This is a genomic window from Aphanothece stagnina RSMan2012 (assembly GCF_046764815.1).
Lineage (GTDB): Bacteria > Cyanobacteriota > Cyanobacteriia > PCC-6307 > Cyanobiaceae > NIES-981.
This window is the reverse complement of sequence record NZ_JBKOUC010000003.1, coordinates 88,594-108,039: the sequence shown is the minus strand read 5'-3', so window position 1 is coordinate 108,039 and position 19,446 is coordinate 88,594. Positions and strand designations below refer to the sequence as shown.

Below are 19,446 nucleotides of genomic sequence, written 5' to 3'. Positions count from 1 at the left end.
GCTGTCAGACCTCGCCTTGGCATCAGACCTCTCCTTGGCAGCAGAAGGATGAACGTCCCGATCCGCGCCCTCCCACTCCCTCCCACTGAAGCCTCCAGACCCGAGGCGGAGTATCCCTCTGAAAGCGCGGGAAGCACGGGACCCCGATCACACAGAGGCTGAGCGACGGCCAGGGCGCGCAGAAACCGCAGGATTGCAGGAGTGGATGAGCTTCAGCCACGGAACCGGTCAGACAGATCCGCCACAACGTGAAATAGTTCGTAGCAAAAATCTGAAGAATTAGCGTCCGTCTGCCAAACCATTCCAAATGCCCCCAAAGACTTGGGGCTTAGGTTACTTATAATGCTCGTGCTGTCGTTTCCCGTTCATAGCTCAAGTCATCTTGACTGTGAAAGTGTTGAAAGCCTGTCGATTCTAGGAACGGTTCACTCGCATCGGAATCGCTGGAACCCCTTCTGTCAAGCCAACGACATGATCTGGGATGGGCATCGTGGTGAATGGTGGCAGACCTTCTTTCTGCATCCACGCGGGGGCCGACATGGCAATGGTATCTATAATTTCCGGTTTGTTGGCAACCACAACCCGAGCAGAGTCTTCAAGAAGGCTGCCGATGAGGATATATCCCATGGGTTGATCAGACTCGTTGAGTCAGCTTGGGGTGAAGCTGGACGGAATATCACGCTCCAAGTCAACAAGCCCTGTGAGTATCGGTTATCCGTCGATACGAGAAGTCCGTGTCTAAAGATAATCGGGGGTCAGGTATCGGAATTTGCTCAGGTCAATGAGGCCTCATCATTCCAGCTGAATGGGTTTGTCTGGGATGGGGAAGACATGTTTGGCAAGTTTGATGAGTGTCGTCCGTCGCGCAGTTTCGAGCCCCACGCATCGGGCTCGTGGTTCATTGACGTTGAGCTTCGCAAGAATGGAGGTATTGACTTTCGTTCAGATGGAGTCTATCAGTTTTTAATTTCAAGAAATCATGATGAGGACCAGGGATTCAGCGCGATAAACCGACCCAGCAGTGCTCATGCAAGGATCTCGAAGGCACTGATGTGGGAGAGAATTCCAGACGCTGATCAGACAGACGCTGATCAGACGATTGATTTGATCCAAGGCAGTGGATTCGGCAGCAGTCACGGACGCTGCCTTCACTCTGCAGCAACAGTAGCGGTCTCAGAAGATGGAACATACCGGTTCTGGTTAAAGGCCGTGGAAGATGGAATGAAGTTAACCGTAGAACCACTGCAAGGGGGAGCGGAAGTCAGAGTATTGAATCGGGTTGACTCGGTTCAGCTACTCGGATCCGTGCATAACAGTGCTCCGTTTGACCCGACCAATCAAGCCACATTCATGCAGGAGTCAAAGGGAAAGAATGGCATCTATGAACTGACCCTGGATGTGAAGGCAGGGGATCATGTGATCAACTTTGGTCTCGCCCATGAGCTGTTCCTCGACACGATGGGACTCGGTTGCTGGATCGGGGATATTTCTGAGCAAGGAATCCAAGGCGTGGCATGGCACGGCAAGCCCAATGAAGCCAACATCTGCTTTCAGGTTCAGCGTGATGCCCGAATCCAGTTTGTCTATGATCTCAATACCGATCGCTTTTCACTTCATTGCGTTGATGGGAACCAGTGCCTCCACCGCATTGATGGCCTTGATTCCTTGTCCATCGTAGGAAGTTTTGCCGAACCACTGATTGCCTGGTCACCAAAGGAAGCTGAGAACAGAATGCAGAAAATCGGCGGCGAACGCTTTGAACGCTACATCTTTCTTGATGCTGATTCAGAATATCAATTCAAGTTTGTAGCCAATCTTTCGGACTGGCATCTTGTATTCGCCGACTATGAGCTGGATGGATATGGAGCATCACTGTCTGAACCCAACAATCCATCGCCCATGGATTCCTCCCTTGAGCAACTAAAGAAGCATGGTCACCTGACCTCCCATGGAAATCCACCGCCCATCAGTTTCAAACCTTCCCGGACCGGCTGGCATCGGTTTGTTGTGGATATGAACACAGGTGCCTATTCTGTCAACGTAGTGCTATAAACCCACCGTCGTATCAGGAGATACACAGGCTGGGGCGACCTTAAGAGATATGTATGAGATTCCGCTTTTCTCCTATAGACAGTTCTCCTCCTCTGGATCCCGGCCTAGATTTGCTATAACCATTCCTTGGCGCCTCCTAACTGCAGAGATCGCATCAGGCCTTCTCCGTTTTCAAGGATTGTAGTCTCGCGCCTGAGTGAATGGTCTTCTCTCGATTACTATCCCGAGTCCCATGCCTAAGAAGATCCTTGTCGTCCTTTCCGAGTGGGGATATTGGGGGGAAGAACTTGTCGGTCCCTATGATGTACTCAAGCAAGCCGGATATAGCTTTGACTTCATGACCCCCCGGGGACGCAAGCCACCGGCCTTGCCTCCAAGCATGGACGAGACCTATATGGATCCTCCACTCGGGAAGTGCGTCACCAGTCCACATTTTGCCAAGAGAACCAAGGAGGTTGAGGACTCCTCTCTTCTTGATGCTCCGATCAGCCTTGAGAAGGAGTTGCCCTTGATGCCCTACTTCAACAGCAGCAACTTCGGGCATGACTTAGAGAAGTTTTATCAAACTCGGGAAGAGTTTTGGACGCGTTTTGTTGATCCCTATGATGCTCTTCTCATGCCTGGAGGGAGCGGCCCAATGGTTGACATGGTCAATAATGAGCGCCTACACAATCTCATCCTTGGATATTTAGACCGAAACAAACTGATCGCTGCCGAATGCTATTGCGTGACCTGCCTAGCCTTTGCGCGCGACTGGACTGATCGCAAGAGCATTATTGCTGGAAAGCATGTGACAGGGCATGCTCGTGAATATGACTACAAAGATGGCACTGGCTTCGCTCAAATGTATGGCTACGATGACCAGCCAATGAATACTTCGGCAAATTTTGGCCCTCCTTTCTATCCACTGGAATATATCCTGCGAGATGCTGTCGGGCCTGATGGTCAGTTTCACGGTGGAGTCGGACACACGATTTCCACAATCTTGGACTATCCGTTCCTGACTGGCCGCTCCACCCAGGATTCCACACTGGTTGGAGAATTAATGGTTAAGGCGCTTGAGCAAGGGTTGACTCGTTACGGCTGGTAGGAGACATCCCATGCGCGGCCATGAAGCCATTCTGCGGCAGTTTGTAGCCAATGACCTCTGCTACATGTTTGGGAATCCGGGCACTGTAGAACAAGGGTTCTTGGATGCACTCTCGGCTGTTCCTGAGCTTAAATACATCCTCACCCTGCAGGAGTCCATCGCAGTTCTTTGTGCCGATGGCTATGCAAGAGCACGCTTCAAACCTGCGTTGGTTCAGATCCATTCGACACCTGGCCTTGGGAATGCCATCGGCAACCTCTACCAAGCCATGAGGGGGCAGGCCCCCCTCGTGGTGATTGGTGGAGACGCTGGCATTCGCTATCAAGCCATGGACGCCCAGATGGCCGGCGATCTTGTTGCCATGGCTGAGCCGGTGACCAAGTGGTCGGCCATGGTCAGCCATCCCTCCAGCCTCTTGCGGATGGTGCGTCGGGCCATCAAGGTTGCTGCAACCCCACCATGCGGCCCTGTCTATCTATGTCTGCCTCAGGATGTCCTGGATGCTGAAGTGGTTGAGGATATCTATCCTGCCCACATCCCCTCGATCGCCCAGGCTGCTGACAGCAGGGATGTTGCCGAAATCGTCAGGACGCTGCAACAGGCGGAGAATCCGATCATCCTTGTCGGTGATGGGGTTGCCTGGAGCGGGGCCCACGAGGAGCTTCTCGCGTTGGCGGAGGCCAGCGGGTCCAGGGTGTATCAGGCTGATGGAGGAGAGGTGAACTTCCCTGAAGACCATCCTCTCTTCTTCGGAGGCACCGGGCACATGTTTGGCGAGAATAGTCTGCCAATTACAAAAGCAGCCGATTGGTGCTTAGCAGTTGGCTGCTTTCTACTTCCTGAAGTATTCCCGAACCTTGGGGATATATTCACCCCGGGCTGCAAAGTCTATCATTTGGATTCCAATCCCAACAACATTGCCAAGAATCATCGTGTAGACCTTTCCATAGTGGGTGATCCCAAGGGGCTCCTCAGGCAGCTGAATGCCTCGCTGCATGAGCTTGGGGACGACCGTTCCTCAAGCCAAGCCACTGTTCGTCAAAAGGCCAATGAAGTAAGAAAGCAGCAGGCCACCAACCAAACCAGCACGATTTACGATCTGGATCCATCTATTCCCGATGATGCCTATGACAACAAGACCACATTCATGCCTTCAGGCTTCTTTTTCCAACAGCTAGCAAGCAAGCTAGACGCAACCGCAATTCTGTTTGACGAAGCCCTTACCAATTCCCCCCCCATAACAACGCATTTGCCTGCTCAGCGTCCAGGCCAAAAGCTTTGGACCCGGGGAGGCTCTCTCGGCACGGGGTTGCCTGGAGCCATTGGCATCAAACTGGCCCATCCAGACAAGCAAGTCATCGGAATATCGGGCGATGGCGGAAGTATGTACACCATCCAATGCCTTTGGACAGCGGCACGCCATGGGATTGCCGCCAAGTTCGTGATTTGCCAAAATCGTTCGTACAGACTTCTCCAGGCCAATATCAAGCAGTATTGGCAAGCGCAAGGTATAGCTGAACACGACTATCCGCTATGCTTTGACCTTTCTGCACCCGAAATATCCTTTGAGCAACTAGCCGAATCGATGGGTGTCAAGGGTGAGAGAGTCTGGAAGCCTTCTCAGGTTGAGGCGGCGATTGACCGCATGATCCACAGCACAGAGCCCTACCTGATCAACCTTGTGCTTGATGGAGACGTGCACCCAGAACTCATCGGCGTCCACTGTGGACAGTAAAGCACAAGCCATCTAGCCTCTGAATTGGTAACAGTTTCCATTTCAAAACCCCCAACACAACTCCCATGAGCACATTCACCCATCCAGAGATCTGGGCCTTTGCCAGTGCCTGGTACCAGCTCCTCGATATCCACGCCCCGCTGGAATCCTATCGACCATTGTTGACTTCTGATGTTGAGCTGGTATTTCCGGAGGCCACTGTCAGTGGCTTTGAAGGCTACGCAGGCTGGTACTCAACAGTCATTGATATCTTCTTCGATGAGATACATACTTTGAAAGTTGCAGATATCATCTCGCAAACAGACTCGACTTGCACAGCCCATGTCGTGGTCAACTGGAAGGCAAGTGTTTGGAAGCCACCAGCAGCCAGAAGCACAAGACTGATGATGGATGCCGATCAGACGTGGGAGCTGGTCCGCAGCGACAAGGGTCTTCAGGTTTCCAAATATATTGTGAATGGGATGAACTATGAAGAAGGCTCTTGCAAACTGTAGCCACGTCATCTAGTCACTTCTCGAACGCATCATTTCATCAAAAGACTCGCCTTTCTAACGGATTCTGCCATGAAGAATGTCCCCTCGACCCCATTAGGCGATCTCTATAGAGAGCATATTCGCCTCATTCTAGCCAAGGATATTCACGGTCTTCTCAACCAATACTCTGAGGATGCCCTGCTCATATCCAGCTTTGAGAAAGTGCCCAAGTACTTCCGTGGCCACACAGAATTAAAGACCCATTTTGAGGGGATCCTAGGCATCGAAGGACTCGAAACGGACATTGCTTTTTGGGCTGAGACTCAAGATCCAACAACTCTGATGATTGTCGAGGCAATTACTCTAAAGATTCCCGATGGAGAAGCCCATATGCGCTTTGCAGATAGCTGGGTTCTTGATGAGTCGGGCAAGATCAAGATTCACTTCGCTGGGATGACCCAGTATCCCGATGGAAGCGTCGCGTAAACTCGCGTCAACAATCGGCTGAGGCCATCAGAGCCTCAGGATTCTCCAGCACTTCACTGTCACTGACAGCTTAAAAGAAAATGCTTCAGATTATTTCACAGCTTGCCATCAATTGCATTGACCAAGCCGCGACAGAAGCTTGGTATGCCGAGAACTTTGGATTCAGACGTACGAGGAGTGTCACCTTACCGGATGGTCGAGAGATCATCTTTATCAAGATGGCCGACAGTGCCTTCTATCTTGAACTTTTTCAGGCTGATGGCCCAGCGCCCTCGCCTCAGGCCAGCATGGACGGACCGACCGCTCCAGGCTTTCGCCATCTGGCCTTTAAGGTCGACGATGTAGATGCAAAGCTGAAGACCATCCAAGGTGTTGACATTACCTTAGGACCCCTTAGTTTTGATGACTATATCCCTGGCTGGAAGACAGTCTGGATCCGCGACCCTGATGGACGAATCATTGAGATCAGCGAAGGCTTTACAGACGCATGAGCCCATTCAAGTTCTGCGAAGCGCCAAGACAGTGATGTCGTCAGACTGCTCGGCGGCACCAACATAGCCTCGAACATTCGCAAGTACATCGTTGACCAGTTCTTTGGCTGACTGAGATTTTGAGGACTGGATCGTCTCCTTTAGACGATCTTCTCCGTATTGGGCGTGGTCTTCATTCATGGCCTCTGTTATGCCATCTGTATAAATGAAGAATGTCTCACCCCTGCCCAAATGCCGAGAGGCCATCACAAAGCTTGCGTCTTTGAACACACCCAGTGGCTGTCCACCATGATCTTCATAACAACATGACCCTGTCTCTTTAATGTATAGCGCTGGGTTGTGGCCGCCTTGGGCATAGACGACCTCTCCAGTATCAGGATTGTAGACGCCAAGTATGATCGTCACAAAAAGCATGGCCGCATTCTCCGGATAAAGCTGCGCATTCACCTGGCTCAGGATCTCAACCGGATCTTTGTATTGGCGCGCTGTCGATCTGATCAAGGTTCGCGCAATCGCCATGAACAAGCCCGCCGCAACGCCCTTGCCTGCAACATCTCCTACAAGAAAGAACAGCCTTCCATCTCCGGATGGGAAGAAGTCGTATAAATCACCACTTACTTCCGTGGCTGGATCAAGCGCAGCATAAAGATCAAGATTGGCAAATTCTGCCTGGGTTGGGAACCTGGTCGGCAGGATACCTATCTGCATGTCCCGCGCCAGATCCAGGTCACGTTGCACCTGGGCACGCTCGATGGCTGCCGCATTGGATTGAATTCGGACGAGGGATGCTGAAACCAGCGATGCAAAGTACTCCACTTCTTCTTCGTCTTCTTCATCAAAGCTGGGGCGATCGATTGGGTTGAGAAATTCGATCACCCCGATGCAATTGTTTCCATCCAGCAGAGGAGCAGCGATCAAGGCCTTCGTGACCCAGCCCGTTGTTTTATCAACCTTGGAATAGAAGCGAGGATCTTTCGAGACATCATCCACGCGTATGATTGATTTGGTCTCCATGGCTTTGCCAACGATCCCGACACCGGCAGGAATTCTTATTTCATTGAGCTGCGGAGCGCTTTCGCCATAGGCTGAATTAATGCATAACTCACCAGTCTTTTTATCTTCCAAGAATATGGAGCATGCCTCGGCGCCAATCCAGGGCCTGCTCTTTTCGAGAATCTTGTAAAGTAGGCTATCCAGATCCGGCTCTCTTCCGATTTCCCCTGCCAAACGGATCAGTCGTTCATAGTTCTCTGCCCGCCTCGTGTCCGGATGAACGAAGTCAGTTGTGCGGTCTTGCATTGATGGCTGCGCAGGGACCAAGAGAGCTGACCTGAGCCTAACGGATATCAAGAGGACACCCCTTAGCCCAGATGAGCCTCCTTGGTGTGTGTTCAACCACCTTACGACTCCTGCGCAGTGTCTCAAGGAATGGTCCGACCCTCACGTTGATGTTCTTGGCCGCCGTTGCGTTGCCTCCAGGCTCACGGCTTGCAACGATGGAGTGAGTCCTTGGGAGCAGGTCCACAACCGGTTGCTCACCGGCGCAGTGCCTAGATAGAACTGCGCCAACTAACTGATGAATTCTCGTGTGGTTCTCCATGGCTCCCAAGTTTCGCCCTGCCTGGTTGCGGCGTCTTACGGCTGGTGCTCGATACAGTCTCTTCTATGGAGGGGCCGCGGCTGTCTTGGTGCTCCTTGGTCAGAGCAGCATTACAGAGTCTATCGATCTCCTGCTTTATGACTTTGTTGCATCGATCCGTCGATCGAGCAGTGGAGAGAGTGACCCCATAGCAATCATTGGGATTTCAGAATCAGACCTGAAGCAGTATGGCTGGCCGGTCGATGATCGCTACCTTTGCGAAGGAATCAAGAAGCTCCTTGCTGACGGTAGTGTGGCCATTGGGCTTGATCTCTACCGTGATCAAGGTGTTGGGGCCAACCGCCAATGCCTGAACGACCTTTACAAGGAAAGCCCCAAGCTTGTATCGATCTTCAATGAGGCTGAGCAGATTCCTGCCATCCCTGGAACCCCACCGGACAGACAGGCCTACAACGACCTGCTGATTGATCCGGATGCAACGTTACGGCGCGATTTGGTCCATGTGGCCGGCCAAACTGACCCACGCATGGTCTCCTTCCCCATGCGCCTGCTGGAGGTGGCCACAGGATCCACGGCCCTGCGTGACCAGCTGGAAGCCGACACGTCCCACGCCCAGTGGTTGCAGCCTGCATCCGGCGGTTACCGCAATGCCGACGCGGGTGGTATGCAACAAATGCTTCCCTACCGAAGGCTTGGATCGTTTCCACTCTGGAGCCTGCAGGATCTGCTCACAGGCAAGGTTCCAGCCACCCAGATCAAGAACCGAATCATCCTGATTGGCACAACCGCTCCATCCCTGCGCGACCTCTTTCCGGTTTCTCAGACACGATTTTTGCTCAGTACCAGCCAATTCCAGGTTCCCGGAGTCGAGATTCACGCCCATCGCCTGGCCTCACTGCTGGATCGCACACAAGGACAGGAATCCCGGCTGATCCGGACTGCATCCCCATGGATGAACTCCGGCTTAGAAATAGTGGCCATCCTGCTAGGGATCTATCTTGGCAATTCATTCCTGGCCATTCGAAAGAGTGTCATCTATGTCTTCCTTGGAACTTCGCTCTTTGTCTTGGCAGGCTTTGGGGCCCTCTACTTGTTAAATTACTGGCTTGGGATCACGCTTCCTGCCATATCATTCCTGGTGATGGGCACTGTGGCATGGATTCAACGCGGTACATTGAGCCAGCAGCATCGCCAACAGATTGAGCGCCTGCTTGGGCAGGCAACATCTCCGGAGGTGGCACAGAAATTATGGGAAAATCGCGACAACCTTCTAAGTGAAGGAAGGTTCGAAGGCCGCCAGCTGATCGTAACAGTGATGTTTTCAGATATTGCAGACTTCACCACAGTCTCTGAAGGGATGCGCCCAAACGACTTGCTTGACTGGATCAATCGAGGGATGCGCCAATGCATCTCATCAATCGTTCATTCTGGAGGCATCGTCAACAAGTTTACTGGTGACGGATTTCTGGCAGCTTTTGGGGCTCCAGTGAGCCATGGAGAGCGCGAGGATGCCTGTTTTGCGGTCAAAGTCGCTCTAGAAATCGCCGACCACCTTGAGAAGCTGAATTCGATTCTTGCGACAGAAGGAAAGCCGCCAATGCGACTTCGTATTGGCATTCATACGGGTCCCGTTGTAGCCGGCTCCATGGGGGGGACGGAGCGTTTGGAGTACTGCATCCTTGGCGATGCCGTGAACTGTGCGTCCAGGCTCGAGAGCATTGAAAAGCAGAGGCACGAAGGGGTTTGCAGAATCTTGGTTTCAGCCGATACCCGTCATCTCGTTGAAAGCAGCCAGACCCATCTGAACTGGAAAGAATGGGGCTGCATGCACCTCAAGGGAAGAAATCAGCCCATCCAGATCTGGGAACTGCTCAGCTCGCGTGCGCAGCCCGAACAAAATCCAAACGAATCCACCCCGTCCGCCTTGACGGAAAGTTAATCACAAAACACACTCAGTCTCTGGGGGATCTCGTCGATGGTGGCCTTGGAATCAATGGCCAACAGGGACATGATCTCTGAAGACGCTATGGCCTGATTGCAACTTTTGGCATACGCCTGAAGGCTCCGCATGAATTTCTGATCCTCGGCGGTGCCTTCCGCCACCAGCAGGCTCACGGCCGGTGGCGAGTCCTGGCCGACAAAACTGAAGGTTCCCAGCTCGTCACCTCCGGGAATCTTGGCCGCATTGGAGCCACATTTGTAATAGGACTCCCACTTCAGTGGTTGGCTGATCTCAGGAACGGAAACCAGATAGAGACCTGCTCCACGGAGTGGAAGCCTGCGCTCCGAGCGTGGTGTGGCCGACTTGGCCTGGTAGGGGGTGAATTCCATGACCAACGTGGTATCAGCGGCCCCCGGGCCCACGAGCACCCCCAGCTTTCCACCTCCATCGGGGGCAAACACACTGGACATGGGCACGACATGGGCCAACAGCCGGGCCGAGCACTCGCCTCGGGTGCCCCCACCGATCCGCCGTCCGGGGAACTGGCTCCTGAGGTCCGCCAGGACCGGAGGAAGTGCCAACAGAAAGGACAAGGGAACAGCAAGCAAGCCGATGGTTCGACCTGATTGCTTCATCCATCCATGGCCAAAGTGGGTTGATTTCATCACTTCCTCTGAGTGTTTTCGTGGGCCGACGATGCAGAGCCAACAGGCGATCAACGGGGAGCTGACCTGCTTCGGCCGAGATCCAAACCATGGAGGGCAATTCTAGCTGTTCTGCCCCACCCGGAATCTGCGCGGTCCCATCCTTGCCCCAGGACGATGCCCCAAGCAGGCGGAGCGGACACCCCCCGCTGGCACCCATGCCGCGGGCCTGCGAGCGGCCTTTCAACGGGAGATCCCAGCCAGCGACCCCCTGCCGCCGGGTTGCCCTGATCGCCCGCGATCACCCCGCTGGTCCAACGGGACCGGGGGTCGGCATACTTTTGGCATGACCGTCAGCCCCATCACCACCCAGCTCGGCGACGAGGGCCTGGGCCAGCAGCCCTGGTGGGTGGAGCAGTGGATGGAGCTGATCAACACCTACCGCTTCAAGAAGCGGCTCGAGCGCGCCTGGGACTACGCCCGTTCCGGCAATGTGACCTCCATCCGCTTCGAAGGGCGGCGCGTCCATGCCCGGGTGCAGGGCCGGGAAGCTGACCCCTACAAGGTGAAGCTCTGGCTCGACGTGCTCAACGACGACGACTGGGGTTACGTGCTGGAGGCCCTCAGCCAGAAGGCCCGCTGGTCGGCCCAGTTGCTGGCCGGTGTCATGCCCCAGGACATCGAGCGGGCCTTTGCGGCGAGCGGCAAGCGCCTCTTCCCCTTCAAGCTGCAGGAAGTGCGCAGCGAGTGCACCTGCCCCGACAAGATCAATCCCTGCAAGCACGTGAGTGCCGTTTTCTACCTGATGGGGGAGCGCTTCAGCGAAGACCCCTTCGTGCTCTTCCAGCTGCGCGGACGCACCCGCGCCCAGCTGCTGGCGGACCTGGCCAAGCGGCGGCAGAAAGTGCTCGCCAAGCAGGCCCGGGCCAGCGGGCGCGGCAAGCTGCCCGATCCCGGCAGCCCCCACCCGGTCCATCCCGCCATCAAGGACCCCAACCGCTGGTGGCGCTACGGCGCGGCCCTCGATCCCGATCTGGTGGTGATCACGCCGGCCCTCGAAGGGGACACGGGCCTCGATGCCGCAGGCCCCCTTCCCCTGGCGGAAGAACCCCGCTTCCCGGAAGCCAACCACCGGTTCCTGGAGAACCTCAAGGCCCACAGCCAGCGCCTGGCCGCCCTGGCCATGGCCAGGGCCATGGGCAACGGCCGTGACGGCGGCTGAGGGGGGAGCCGCCGCAGGGGGAGCCGCCGAAATCACCGGCTTGGTCGACGCGCCCTGGCTGACGGCGACGGCCGTGGGCGTCGCCGAACGGATCCTGGCTTCCCATCAGCTGGCCTACGGCGCCCCCCTGCTGGCTGGGTTGCCGGTCGATGCCAGCCCGAGCCAGCGGGTCCAGGCCCTGTTCATCAGTCCGTTCTGTGTGCTGGCCCACGACGGCGCCGATCCCGATGTCGATCCCGGACCCCGGCTGATCTATGCCAACCGGGCGGCTCTCATGCTCTGGCAGCGTCGCTGGGCCGCGATGGTGGGCCTGCCCTCCCAAGTGACCGCCGAGCCCCACGAGCGCTCCCGCCGCCGGCAGGCCCTGCGCAGCGCTCAGACCGCCACAGCCCTCTCCGGCTACAGCGGCGTTCGGGTCGACAGCCAGGGTCGACGTTTCCAGATCCGGGCGGCGCGGCTCTGGACGCTGTGGGACGCCGCGGGCCAGCCCTTCGGACAGGCGGCCCGGTTCAGCGACTGGCACTGGCTGTGACCGTGCCCGTGCCTGTGACCCTGCCTCTGCCTGTGACTGTGACAACAGCTGCGAGCACACCCGGCCACATCCGGGGGTAAGGCCACACGGGTCAGCTCTCCAGGCAGCGTCCTTACAGTTCAGGTCGTTCCACCGGGTGTCCATGGCAGCTGCCACCTCCACGTCCGCCACGACGTCCGGCGCCGCCACCGGAGCCACCTCCGGAGCCGCGCCGCGCCTCAGCCTGCAGTGCGAGGCCATCGCCGCCGACACCACCACCATCCGCTCACTCGACTGGGATCGCAGCCGCTTCGACATCGAGTTCGGCCTGCGCAACGGCACCACCTACAACGCCTTCCTGGTGCGGGGCGCCCAGACGGCTCTGATCGACACCAGCCACCTCAAGTTTGCGGACACCTGGCTACCCCTGCTGGAGGAGCAGATCGATCCGGCCGCGATCGACTTCCTGATCGTCTCGCACACCGAACCCGACCATTCCGGACTGATCGGCCATCTGATCGACCGCAACCCCGAGATCCTGATCGTGGGCTCAAAGGTGGCGATTCAGTTCCTGGAGAACCAGGTGCACCGCCCCTTTCGCAGCCGGGCCGTGAAAAGTGGCGACGAGCTCGATCTCGGCACCAATCCCGAGAGCGGGTTGGGGCACCGCTTCTCCTTCCTCAGCGCCCCCAACCTGCACTGGCCCGACACGATCTTTTCCTTCGACCACGGCACCGGCATCCTCTACACCTGCGATGCCTTCGGACTGCATTACTGCTCCGAGCATCTGTTCGATGTGGACCCCGGCGCGATCGCGCCGGACTTCCGCTTCTATTACGACTGCCTGATGGGGCCGAATGCCCGCAGCGTGCTGCAGGCCATCAAACGCATGGAGGCCCTGCCGGAGATCACCACGATCGCCGTGGGGCATGGCCCCCTGCTGCGCCATCACCTCAGCCTCTGGGTGAACGACTACCGCGACTGGAGCAGCGACCGGAGCGCCGGGGAGGCCTACGCGGCCGTCTGCTACGTGAGCCAGTACGGCTTCTGCGACCGGCTCAGCCAGGCCATCGCTCGCGGCATCGGCAAGGCCGGTGCCCAGGTGCAGCTGGTCGATCTGCGCGCCACCGACGCCCAGGAACTCACGGCCCTGATCAGTGAGGCCAGCGCCGTGGTGGTCCCCACCTGGCCCGCTGAGCCGGAGGCAGAGCTCCAGGCCTCGATCGGCACGCTGCTGGCGGCGCTCAAGCCCAAGCAGTGGGTGGCCTGCTTCGACGCCTTCGGCGGCAACGACGAGCCGATCGACACCGTGGCCTCCCAGCTGCGCAGCCTGGGCCAGAAGAGCGCCTTCGATCCTCTGCGCATCCGTGAGATGCCCCTGGCGGATGACTACCAGCGCTGCGAAGAAGCCGGCACCGACCTGGGCCAGCTGCTCACCAAGGCGAAGACGATCGCGGCGATGAAGGCCCTCGACGGTGACCTGGACAAGGCCCTGGGTCGCCTCAGCGGGGGCCTCTACGTGGTGACCGCCAGGCAGCAGGACAGCGACGGAGGCAGCCGCAGTGGGGCCATGGTGGCCAGCTGGGTGAGCCAGGCCAGCTTCGAGCCCCCCGGCATCACCGTGGCCGTGGCCAAGGACCGGGCCATCGAGGCCCTGATGCAGGTGGGCGATCGCTTCGTGCTCAACATCCTGCGGGAGGACAACCACCAGCAGGTGCTGCGCCATTTCCTCAAGCGCTTCCCCCCGGGGGCGGACCGCTTCGCCGGTGTGACCACCGTGGAGGGCGCCGCCTCGGGCGGCCCCGTGCTCGGGGATGCCCTGGCTTTCCTCGGCTGCCGCGTGGCCCAGCGGATGGAGGGGCCCGACCACTGGCTCATCTATGCCGAGGTGGAGGAGGGCAATGTGGCCGACACTGAAGCCACCACCGCCGTGCACCACCGCAAGGTGGGCAACCACTACTGATGAAGACCTCGATCAGCGGATCTCCCGTTGCCGCAGCCCCAGCGTCGGAGCGTCGGGTGCTGATGATCCGTCTTGAGCCCGGGCTGCTGTGCCTGCGGGGGCTGAGCCCACGCCGCTCGCGCTTCGAGGTGGAGTACGGCCTGGAACGGGGCACCACGGCGAACAGCTTCCTGTTCGAGTCGGGCAGCAGCGCCGGTGGCCACGCCGTGCCGCCGGTGCTCATCCACCCACCCGGCATGACCTACGCCGAACCCTTCTTTGCCGCCCTGGCGGAGCTGGTGCCCAGCGAGGCACCGCTGAAGGTGGTGGTGGGTGTGGTGAACCCCAACCGGGTGGAACTGCTGCGGGCGATGGCGGCCCGCTGGCCGAGCCTGGCCCTGGTGGCCTCCAATGCGGGGGCGAAGCTGGTGCGCGAGCTCTGGGATCAGCGGCGTCCCGCCCCTGCCGGCGCGCCGGAGCCGGAACCGCTGCCGCCGCTGCCGCCGATCGACGTGGTGAAGCAGGAAGCGAGCCGGCCGCTGGCCGGTGGGCTGCAGCTGCGGCTGATTCCCGCTCCCACACCCCGTTGGCCCGGCGCGCTGATGGCGTTCGAGGAAAGCACCGGCCTGCTGATGAGCAGCAAGTTCTTCTCCGCCCACATCTGCCAGGACTCGTTCGCCGAAGCGAACCGCAGCAGCACCGAGGAAGACCGGCGCTGGTTCTACGACTGCCTGATGGCCCCGATGGCCCGCCAGGTGGAAACCGTTCTCGACCGGATCGACGCACTGCCGATCCGCACGATCGCCCCCTTCCACGGCCCGGCCATCGCCGAGAGCTGGCGCAGCCTCCTGGCCGACTACCGGCGCTGGGGGGAGGGCCAGAACCGATCCCGGCTCTCCGTGGCCCTGCTCTACGCCAGCGCCTACGGCAACACCGCCACCATCGCCGATGCCCTGGCCCAGGGCGTCTCCAGGACGGGGGTGCGGGTGGAGAGCCTCAACTGTGAGTTCAGCGAGCCCGAGCAGCTCCAGGCCGTGATCCGCTCCGCCGATGCCCTGCTGATCGGCTCACCCACCCTGGGCGGTCACGCCCCCACGCCGATCGTGGCGGCCCTGGGCACCGTGCTCGCCGAGGGCGACCGCAGCAAGCCGGTGGGCGTGTTCGGCAGCTTCGGTTGGAGCGGCGAAGCGCTCGAGCTCCTGGAGAACAAGCTGCGTGACGGGGGCTTCCGTTTCGCCTTCGAGCCGATCAAGGTCAAGTTCAGCCCCGATCCCGTCACCCTCAAGACGATCGAGGAAACCGGCACCGCCCTGGGCCGGGAACTGCTGGGCGCCAGAAAACGCCAGGAGCGCCGCAGTGCCGGAGGTCTGCAGGACAGCCGTACCAATCCCGCCATCCAGGCGCTGGGCCGGGTGGTGGGCTCCCTGTCCGTGCTCACGGCCGTGAAGTCGTCCGGCGACACCCGTCTGGGGGGGGCGATGGTGGCCAGCTGGGTGAGCCAGGCCAGCTTCCATCCACCCGGCCTCACCGTGGCCGTGGCCAAGGACCGGGCGGTGGAAGGACTGCTTCACATCGGCGACCACTTCGCGCTCAACGTGCTTGCGGAAGGGCGGGAGAACGGACCGATGAAGCAGTTCCTCAAACCCTTCAGCCCGGGCGCCGATCGCTTCGCGGGCCTGAACCTGGAGGAAACGCCCGGGGGCCAGCCTGTACTGCCGGAAGCCCTCGCCTGGATGGAAGCCTGCGTGCGCCAACGGATGGAATGCGGCGACCACTGGTTGCTCTACGCCGAGGTGATCCACGGGGGTGTGCTGGATCCCGTCGGCACCACGGCGGTCCACCAGCGACGCAGCGGCGCCGCCTACTGATCGCGCTACTGACTGATCCCGCTACTGACTGATCGCGCCAATGACGAGGGTCGGGCCAGGGCCCCGGACTCAGGCCGCCTGGGGCGGTGGGGTCGGGTCCACACCGGCCTGGAAGGGAAGGACCAGGGTGGCCCAGTGGTCCGGGCGGGCAGGGCGTGTGCGCCGTGCCCGACGCACCCCAAAGGGCACCCGCACCACGTTGGTGCCTTCCACCCTGCCGAGGGCCCGGCCGCCAGAGCTGCCGGTGCTGCCTGTGTCTCCGTTGCCGTCCATGGTCCCCACGAAATGAATGGCCGGGATGATCAGCCCCCGAGAGGGAGCTGGTGCCGAACCGGCGCCTGACAGCGCAGTTGCAGCAGATTGTCCGCGAAAAACAAGGTCAATAAACCAAAGAAAGTCTGTGGCTTGAGGAACCCTGCCCCGCCAGTGTGTACCACGCGGGCTCAAGCGGCAGTAGCGATCGACGCGGATTGGGCCAGTTCCTCAACCGACGGACAGGTGCAGGCGAGATTCCTGTCGCCATAGGCGTTGTCGATCCGGGCGACGGCGGGCCAGAACTTCGTGGCCCGTTGCTCCTCACCGGCCGGGAAGGCCGCCTCCTGACGGCTGTAGGGCCGGTCCCAGCCATCGGCGGTGACGGCGGCCAGGGTATGGGGAGCCCGTTTGAGCGGGTTGTCCACGGGGTCGGCCCGTCCTGCCTCGATGGCGGCCGCCTCGGCCCGGATGGCCACCATGGCGGTGCAGAAGCGGTCGATCTCCCGCAGGGACTCACTTTCGGTGGGCTCCACCATCACGGTGCCCGCCACCGGCCAGCTCACGGTGGGGGCATGGAATCCGTAGTCCATGAGCCGCTTGGCCAGGTCATCCACCTCCAGACCACAGCTCCGCTTGAGGGGCCGCAGATCCAGAATGCACTCGTGGGCGACCCGGCCGGCGGCGCCGCGGTAGAGCACGGGGAAGTGGGGGTCCAGCCGGTGGGCGATCAGGTTGGCACTGAGCAGGGCCACCTGGCTGGCGGTGCGCAGGCCCGGCCCCCCCATCATGCGGATGTACATCCAGCTGATCGGCAGGATCGAGGCGCTGCCCAGGGGAGCCGCCGCCACCGGGCCGGCCCCATGGGGAGCAGGTTCGGGGCTGGCCGGATCCCCGGGCAGGAAGGGCACCAGGTGTGCGGCCACCGCGATCGGGCCGACCCCGGGGCCTCCGCCCCCATGGGGGATGCAGAAGGTCTTGTGAAGGTTCAGATGGCAGACGTCGGCGCCGTAGAGCCCCGGTTTGCAGAGGCCGACCTGGGCGTTGAGGTTGGCGCCGTCGAGATACACCTGGCCGCCGCGGCCATGGACCAGCTGACAGATGCGCCGGATGGCCGGCTCGAACACCCCATGGGTGGAGGGGTAGGTGACCATCAGGGCCGCGAGCCGCTCGGCATGGAGATCGGCCTTCGCCTCCAGGTCGGCCAGATCCACGTTGCCCTGGCCATCGCAGGCCACGGCCACGACCCGCATGCCGGCCATCACCGCACTGGCGGGATTGGTGCCGTGGGCGCTTGTGGGGATGAGACAGACATCCCGGTGCTGGTCGCCCCGGCTGCGGTGCCAGGCGCGGATCGCCAGCAGCCCGGCGTACTCCCCCTGGGAGCCGGCGTTGGGCTGGAGCGACACGCCGGCGAAACCGGTGATGGCCGCCAGCCAGCGCTCGAGATCAGCCGCCAGCCGCCGGTAGCCCCGGGACTGGTCGGCAGGGGCGAACGGGTGGAGCTGGGCGAAAGCGGGCCAGCTGACCGGGCCGAGCTCAGCGGCCGCGTTGAGCTTCATCGTGCAGCTGCCCAGGGGGATCATCCCGTGCACCAGGGAGAGGTCCCGGGCCGCCAGGCGCTGGATGTAGCGCAGGAGTTCGGTCTCGCTGCGGTGGTGATGGAACACGGACTGCCGCAGCCAGGGGCGCTGCCGCTGGGGAAGGAGCTCCCACGGCTGGCGCCAGTCGCCTGCCGCGAGGGCCAGGGAGCAGCACTCCACGGCGCGCTGCGCGGCCTCCCCATCCGGGGCCAGACAGCGGAGCAGGCGCGCCAGTTCCTCCGGATCACTCAGCTCATCGAGGCTGATGCCGAAGGCGCCATCCAGGCGGCGGAGATTGAAGCCCCCGCGGCAGGCGGCCTGCACCAGGTCGTCGGCGGTGGGGGTCCGCACCAGCAGGGTGTCGAACCCCGGGCCGGGGTCCGGCGAGAGCCCGAGGGCCTCCAGGCCGGCCATCAGACCATGGCGCAGGGCGGCGACCCGTTCGGCGATGGCCGTCAGCCCGGTCGGACCGTGGTGGACCGCGTAGAAGCCGGCCATCACGGCCAGCAGCACCTGGGCCGTGCAGATGTTGCTGGTGGCCTTGTCGCGGCGGATGTGCTGCTCACGGGTCTGCAGGGCGAGACGCAGGGCGGGATGGCCCTCCGCATCGAGGGAACGGCCCACGAGGCGTCCGGGGATCTGGCGCTTGTGGACCTCGCGGGTGGCGAAGAAGGCCGCGTGGGGGCCTCCGAACCCCATGGGCACCCCGAAGCGCTGGGCACTGCCGACGGCGATGTCGGCGCCCAGCTCCCCCACCGGTGCCAGCAGCACCTGGGCGAGGGGATCGATCACCACCGCCGTCACCACCCCGACGGCCGCCGCCGCGCCCAATAGGGAGGCCGGGTTCCAGAGACCGCCGTCCTGCCCAGGCAGCTGGAGCAGCAGACCGAAGGCGTCCTCGGGCAGGGCGTCGCCCTGGGCCGCCAGGGCCCTGGGATCGATGCAGTCGATCAGGATCCCCAGCGGCTCGGCCCGGGTGCGCAACACCGCCAGGGTCTGGGGGAACACCTGCCGATCCACCAGGAACCGACGGGCGCCGGACCGCTTGCAGACCGCCCGGGCCAGGGCCATGGCCTCGGCCGCGGCCGTCGCCTCATCCAGCAGGGAGGCATTGGCGATCGGCAGGCCGGTGAGCTCGCTGATCAGGGTCTGGAAGTTGAGCAGGGCCTCGAGACGCCCCTGGGCGATCTCGGCCTGGTAGGGGGTGTAGGCGGTGTACCAGGCGGGATTCTCGAAGACGTGGCGCTGGATCAGGGCCGGGGTGGCGGTGCCGTAATACCCCTGGCCGATCAGGCTGCGCACCACCGTGTTCTCAGTGGCGATCCCGGCCAGTTCGGCCAGGGCCGTGGCCTCGTCACACGGGGAGGGGAGGCCCTCGGCGGCAGCTTCGGGGCTGAGCAGGATGTCGGCTGGGACCACCTGCCCGGCCAGCTCCTCCAGGCTGGCGAGGCCCAGCTCCTCGAGCATGGCGGTCTGCTCCTCGCGGCCGGGGCCGAGGTGGCGCTCCACGAAGGTCGGGCGGGAGGAACCGCTGGGCATGGCGTTGTCCATCGGC

At 60.7% G+C, this 19,446-nt stretch carries 15 protein-coding genes; 11 read left to right on the top strand and 4 right to left on the bottom strand.

All coding sequences use genetic code 11. The annotated features are described in order from the left end of the window. Positions 1 to 342: 342 nt before the first annotated feature. The 6 genes from ACLNEE_RS03310 to ACLNEE_RS03285 all read left to right on the top strand — a co-directional run bounded on the left by ACLNEE_RS03310 (position 343) and on the right by ACLNEE_RS03285 (position 6,327). Positions 343 to 2,052 carry a hypothetical protein gene (locus tag ACLNEE_RS03310; RefSeq protein WP_411424104.1) on the top strand — a complete coding sequence of 570 codons (1,710 nt, stop codon included), beginning with the start codon at positions 343 to 345 and terminating at the stop codon, positions 2,050 to 2,052. A gap of 232 nt (positions 2,053 to 2,284) precedes the next feature. Next, positions 2,285 to 3,142, top strand: a complete 858-nt coding sequence (locus tag ACLNEE_RS03305) for a type 1 glutamine amidotransferase domain-containing protein (protein WP_411424103.1) — start codon at positions 2,285 to 2,287, stop codon at positions 3,140 to 3,142. Positions 3,143 to 3,152: 10 nt separating this feature from the next. Then, entirely contained in the window at positions 3,153 to 4,877 is a 1,725-nt protein-coding gene (locus ACLNEE_RS03300; RefSeq protein ID WP_411424102.1) for a thiamine pyrophosphate-binding protein, read from the top strand. Between the two features lie 65 nt (positions 4,878 to 4,942). Further along, entirely contained in the window at positions 4,943 to 5,371 is a 429-nt protein-coding gene (locus tag ACLNEE_RS03295) for a hypothetical protein (protein ID WP_411424101.1), read from the top strand. A 69-nt stretch (positions 5,372 to 5,440) separates the two neighbouring features. Continuing rightward, complete coding sequence (locus tag ACLNEE_RS03290; protein WP_411424100.1) at positions 5,441 to 5,836, top strand: Cif family virulence factor; 396 nt, start codon at positions 5,441 to 5,443, stop codon at positions 5,834 to 5,836. An 80-nt stretch (positions 5,837 to 5,916) separates the two neighbouring features. Further along, positions 5,917 to 6,327, top strand: coding sequence for a VOC family protein (locus ACLNEE_RS03285; RefSeq protein WP_411424099.1), 411 nt, complete (start codon positions 5,917 to 5,919; stop codon positions 6,325 to 6,327). A 6-nt stretch (positions 6,328 to 6,333) separates the two neighbouring features. Here ACLNEE_RS03285 and ACLNEE_RS03280 read toward each other — a convergent pair whose 3' ends face one another. After that, a complete protein-coding gene (locus ACLNEE_RS03280; protein WP_411424098.1) occupies positions 6,334 to 7,626 on the bottom strand; it encodes a SpoIIE family protein phosphatase in 1,293 nt (430 codons plus the stop codon). Between the two features lie 389 nt (positions 7,627 to 8,015). On the opposite strand from ACLNEE_RS03280, the gene ACLNEE_RS03275 reads away from it, so the two are divergent. Next, the gene (locus ACLNEE_RS03275) at positions 8,016 to 9,866 is read left to right on the top strand and encodes a CHASE2 domain-containing protein (RefSeq protein ID WP_412006775.1); all 1,851 of its coding nucleotides are present in this window, start codon (positions 8,016 to 8,018) and stop codon (positions 9,864 to 9,866) included. Here the strand turns inward: ACLNEE_RS03275 and ACLNEE_RS03270 are convergent. Then, positions 9,863 to 10,258, bottom strand: coding sequence for a hypothetical protein (locus tag ACLNEE_RS03270; protein WP_412006762.1), 396 nt, complete (start codon positions 10,256 to 10,258; stop codon positions 9,863 to 9,865). The two genes, ACLNEE_RS03275 and ACLNEE_RS03270, sit on opposite strands and share 4 nt — an antisense overlap. 601 nt (positions 10,259 to 10,859) lie before the next feature. Here ACLNEE_RS03270 and ACLNEE_RS03265 point away from each other — a divergent pair. From ACLNEE_RS03265 to ACLNEE_RS03250, 4 genes are all read left to right on the top strand, one after another. Then, positions 10,860 to 11,735, top strand: coding sequence for an SWIM zinc finger family protein (locus tag ACLNEE_RS03265; RefSeq protein WP_411423728.1), 876 nt, complete (start codon positions 10,860 to 10,862; stop codon positions 11,733 to 11,735). Continuing rightward, a complete protein-coding gene (locus tag ACLNEE_RS03260) occupies positions 11,722 to 12,267 on the top strand; it encodes an MEKHLA domain-containing protein (RefSeq protein ID WP_411423727.1) in 546 nt (181 codons plus the stop codon). Before ACLNEE_RS03265 ends, ACLNEE_RS03260 begins: the two co-directional genes overlap by 14 nt. Before the next feature lie 142 nt (positions 12,268 to 12,409). After that, positions 12,410 to 14,209, top strand: a complete 1,800-nt coding sequence (locus ACLNEE_RS03255) for a diflavin flavoprotein (protein WP_411423726.1) — start codon at positions 12,410 to 12,412, stop codon at positions 14,207 to 14,209. Then, complete coding sequence (locus ACLNEE_RS03250; RefSeq protein ID WP_411423725.1) at positions 14,209 to 16,056, top strand: diflavin flavoprotein; 1,848 nt, start codon at positions 14,209 to 14,211, stop codon at positions 16,054 to 16,056. The genes ACLNEE_RS03255 and ACLNEE_RS03250 overlap by 1 nt, the downstream gene beginning before the upstream one ends. A gap of 69 nt (positions 16,057 to 16,125) precedes the next feature. Here the strand turns inward: ACLNEE_RS03250 and ACLNEE_RS03245 are convergent, their stop codons facing one another. Next, positions 16,126 to 16,329 carry a hypothetical protein gene (locus ACLNEE_RS03245; protein WP_411423724.1) on the bottom strand — a complete coding sequence of 68 codons (204 nt, stop codon included), beginning with the start codon at positions 16,327 to 16,329 and terminating at the stop codon, positions 16,126 to 16,128. Between the two features lie 170 nt (positions 16,330 to 16,499). After that, complete coding sequence (gene gcvP, locus ACLNEE_RS03240) at positions 16,500 to 19,442, bottom strand: aminomethyl-transferring glycine dehydrogenase (RefSeq protein ID WP_411423733.1); 2,943 nt, start codon at positions 19,440 to 19,442, stop codon at positions 16,500 to 16,502. Positions 19,443 to 19,446 lie beyond the last annotated feature (4 nt).

Coding starts and splice junctions, on each gene's coding strand:
- ACLNEE_RS03310 (WP_411424104.1), top strand. CDS start 343: ATGCTCGTGCTGTCGTTTCCCGTTCATAGCTCAAGTCATCTTGACTGT.
- ACLNEE_RS03305 (WP_411424103.1), top strand. CDS start 2,285: ATGCCTAAGAAGATCCTTGTCGTCCTTTCCGAGTGGGGATATTGGGGG.
- ACLNEE_RS03300 (WP_411424102.1), top strand. CDS start 3,153: ATGCGCGGCCATGAAGCCATTCTGCGGCAGTTTGTAGCCAATGACCTC.
- ACLNEE_RS03295 (WP_411424101.1), top strand. CDS start 4,943: ATGAGCACATTCACCCATCCAGAGATCTGGGCCTTTGCCAGTGCCTGG.
- ACLNEE_RS03290 (WP_411424100.1), top strand. CDS start 5,441: ATGAAGAATGTCCCCTCGACCCCATTAGGCGATCTCTATAGAGAGCAT.
- ACLNEE_RS03285 (WP_411424099.1), top strand. CDS start 5,917: ATGCTTCAGATTATTTCACAGCTTGCCATCAATTGCATTGACCAAGCC.
- ACLNEE_RS03280 (WP_411424098.1), bottom strand. CDS start 7,626: ATGCAAGACCGCACAACTGACTTCGTTCATCCGGACACGAGGCGGGCA.
- ACLNEE_RS03270 (WP_412006762.1), bottom strand. CDS start 10,258: ATGGAATTCACCCCCTACCAGGCCAAGTCGGCCACACCACGCTCGGAG.
- ACLNEE_RS03265 (WP_411423728.1), top strand. CDS start 10,860: ATGACCGTCAGCCCCATCACCACCCAGCTCGGCGACGAGGGCCTGGGC.
- ACLNEE_RS03255 (WP_411423726.1), top strand. CDS start 12,410: ATGGCAGCTGCCACCTCCACGTCCGCCACGACGTCCGGCGCCGCCACC.
- ACLNEE_RS03250 (WP_411423725.1), top strand. CDS start 14,209: ATGAAGACCTCGATCAGCGGATCTCCCGTTGCCGCAGCCCCAGCGTCG.
- ACLNEE_RS03245 (WP_411423724.1), bottom strand. CDS start 16,329: ATGGACGGCAACGGAGACACAGGCAGCACCGGCAGCTCTGGCGGCCGG.
- gcvP (WP_411423733.1), bottom strand. CDS start 19,442: ATGGACAACGCCATGCCCAGCGGTTCCTCCCGCCCGACCTTCGTGGAG.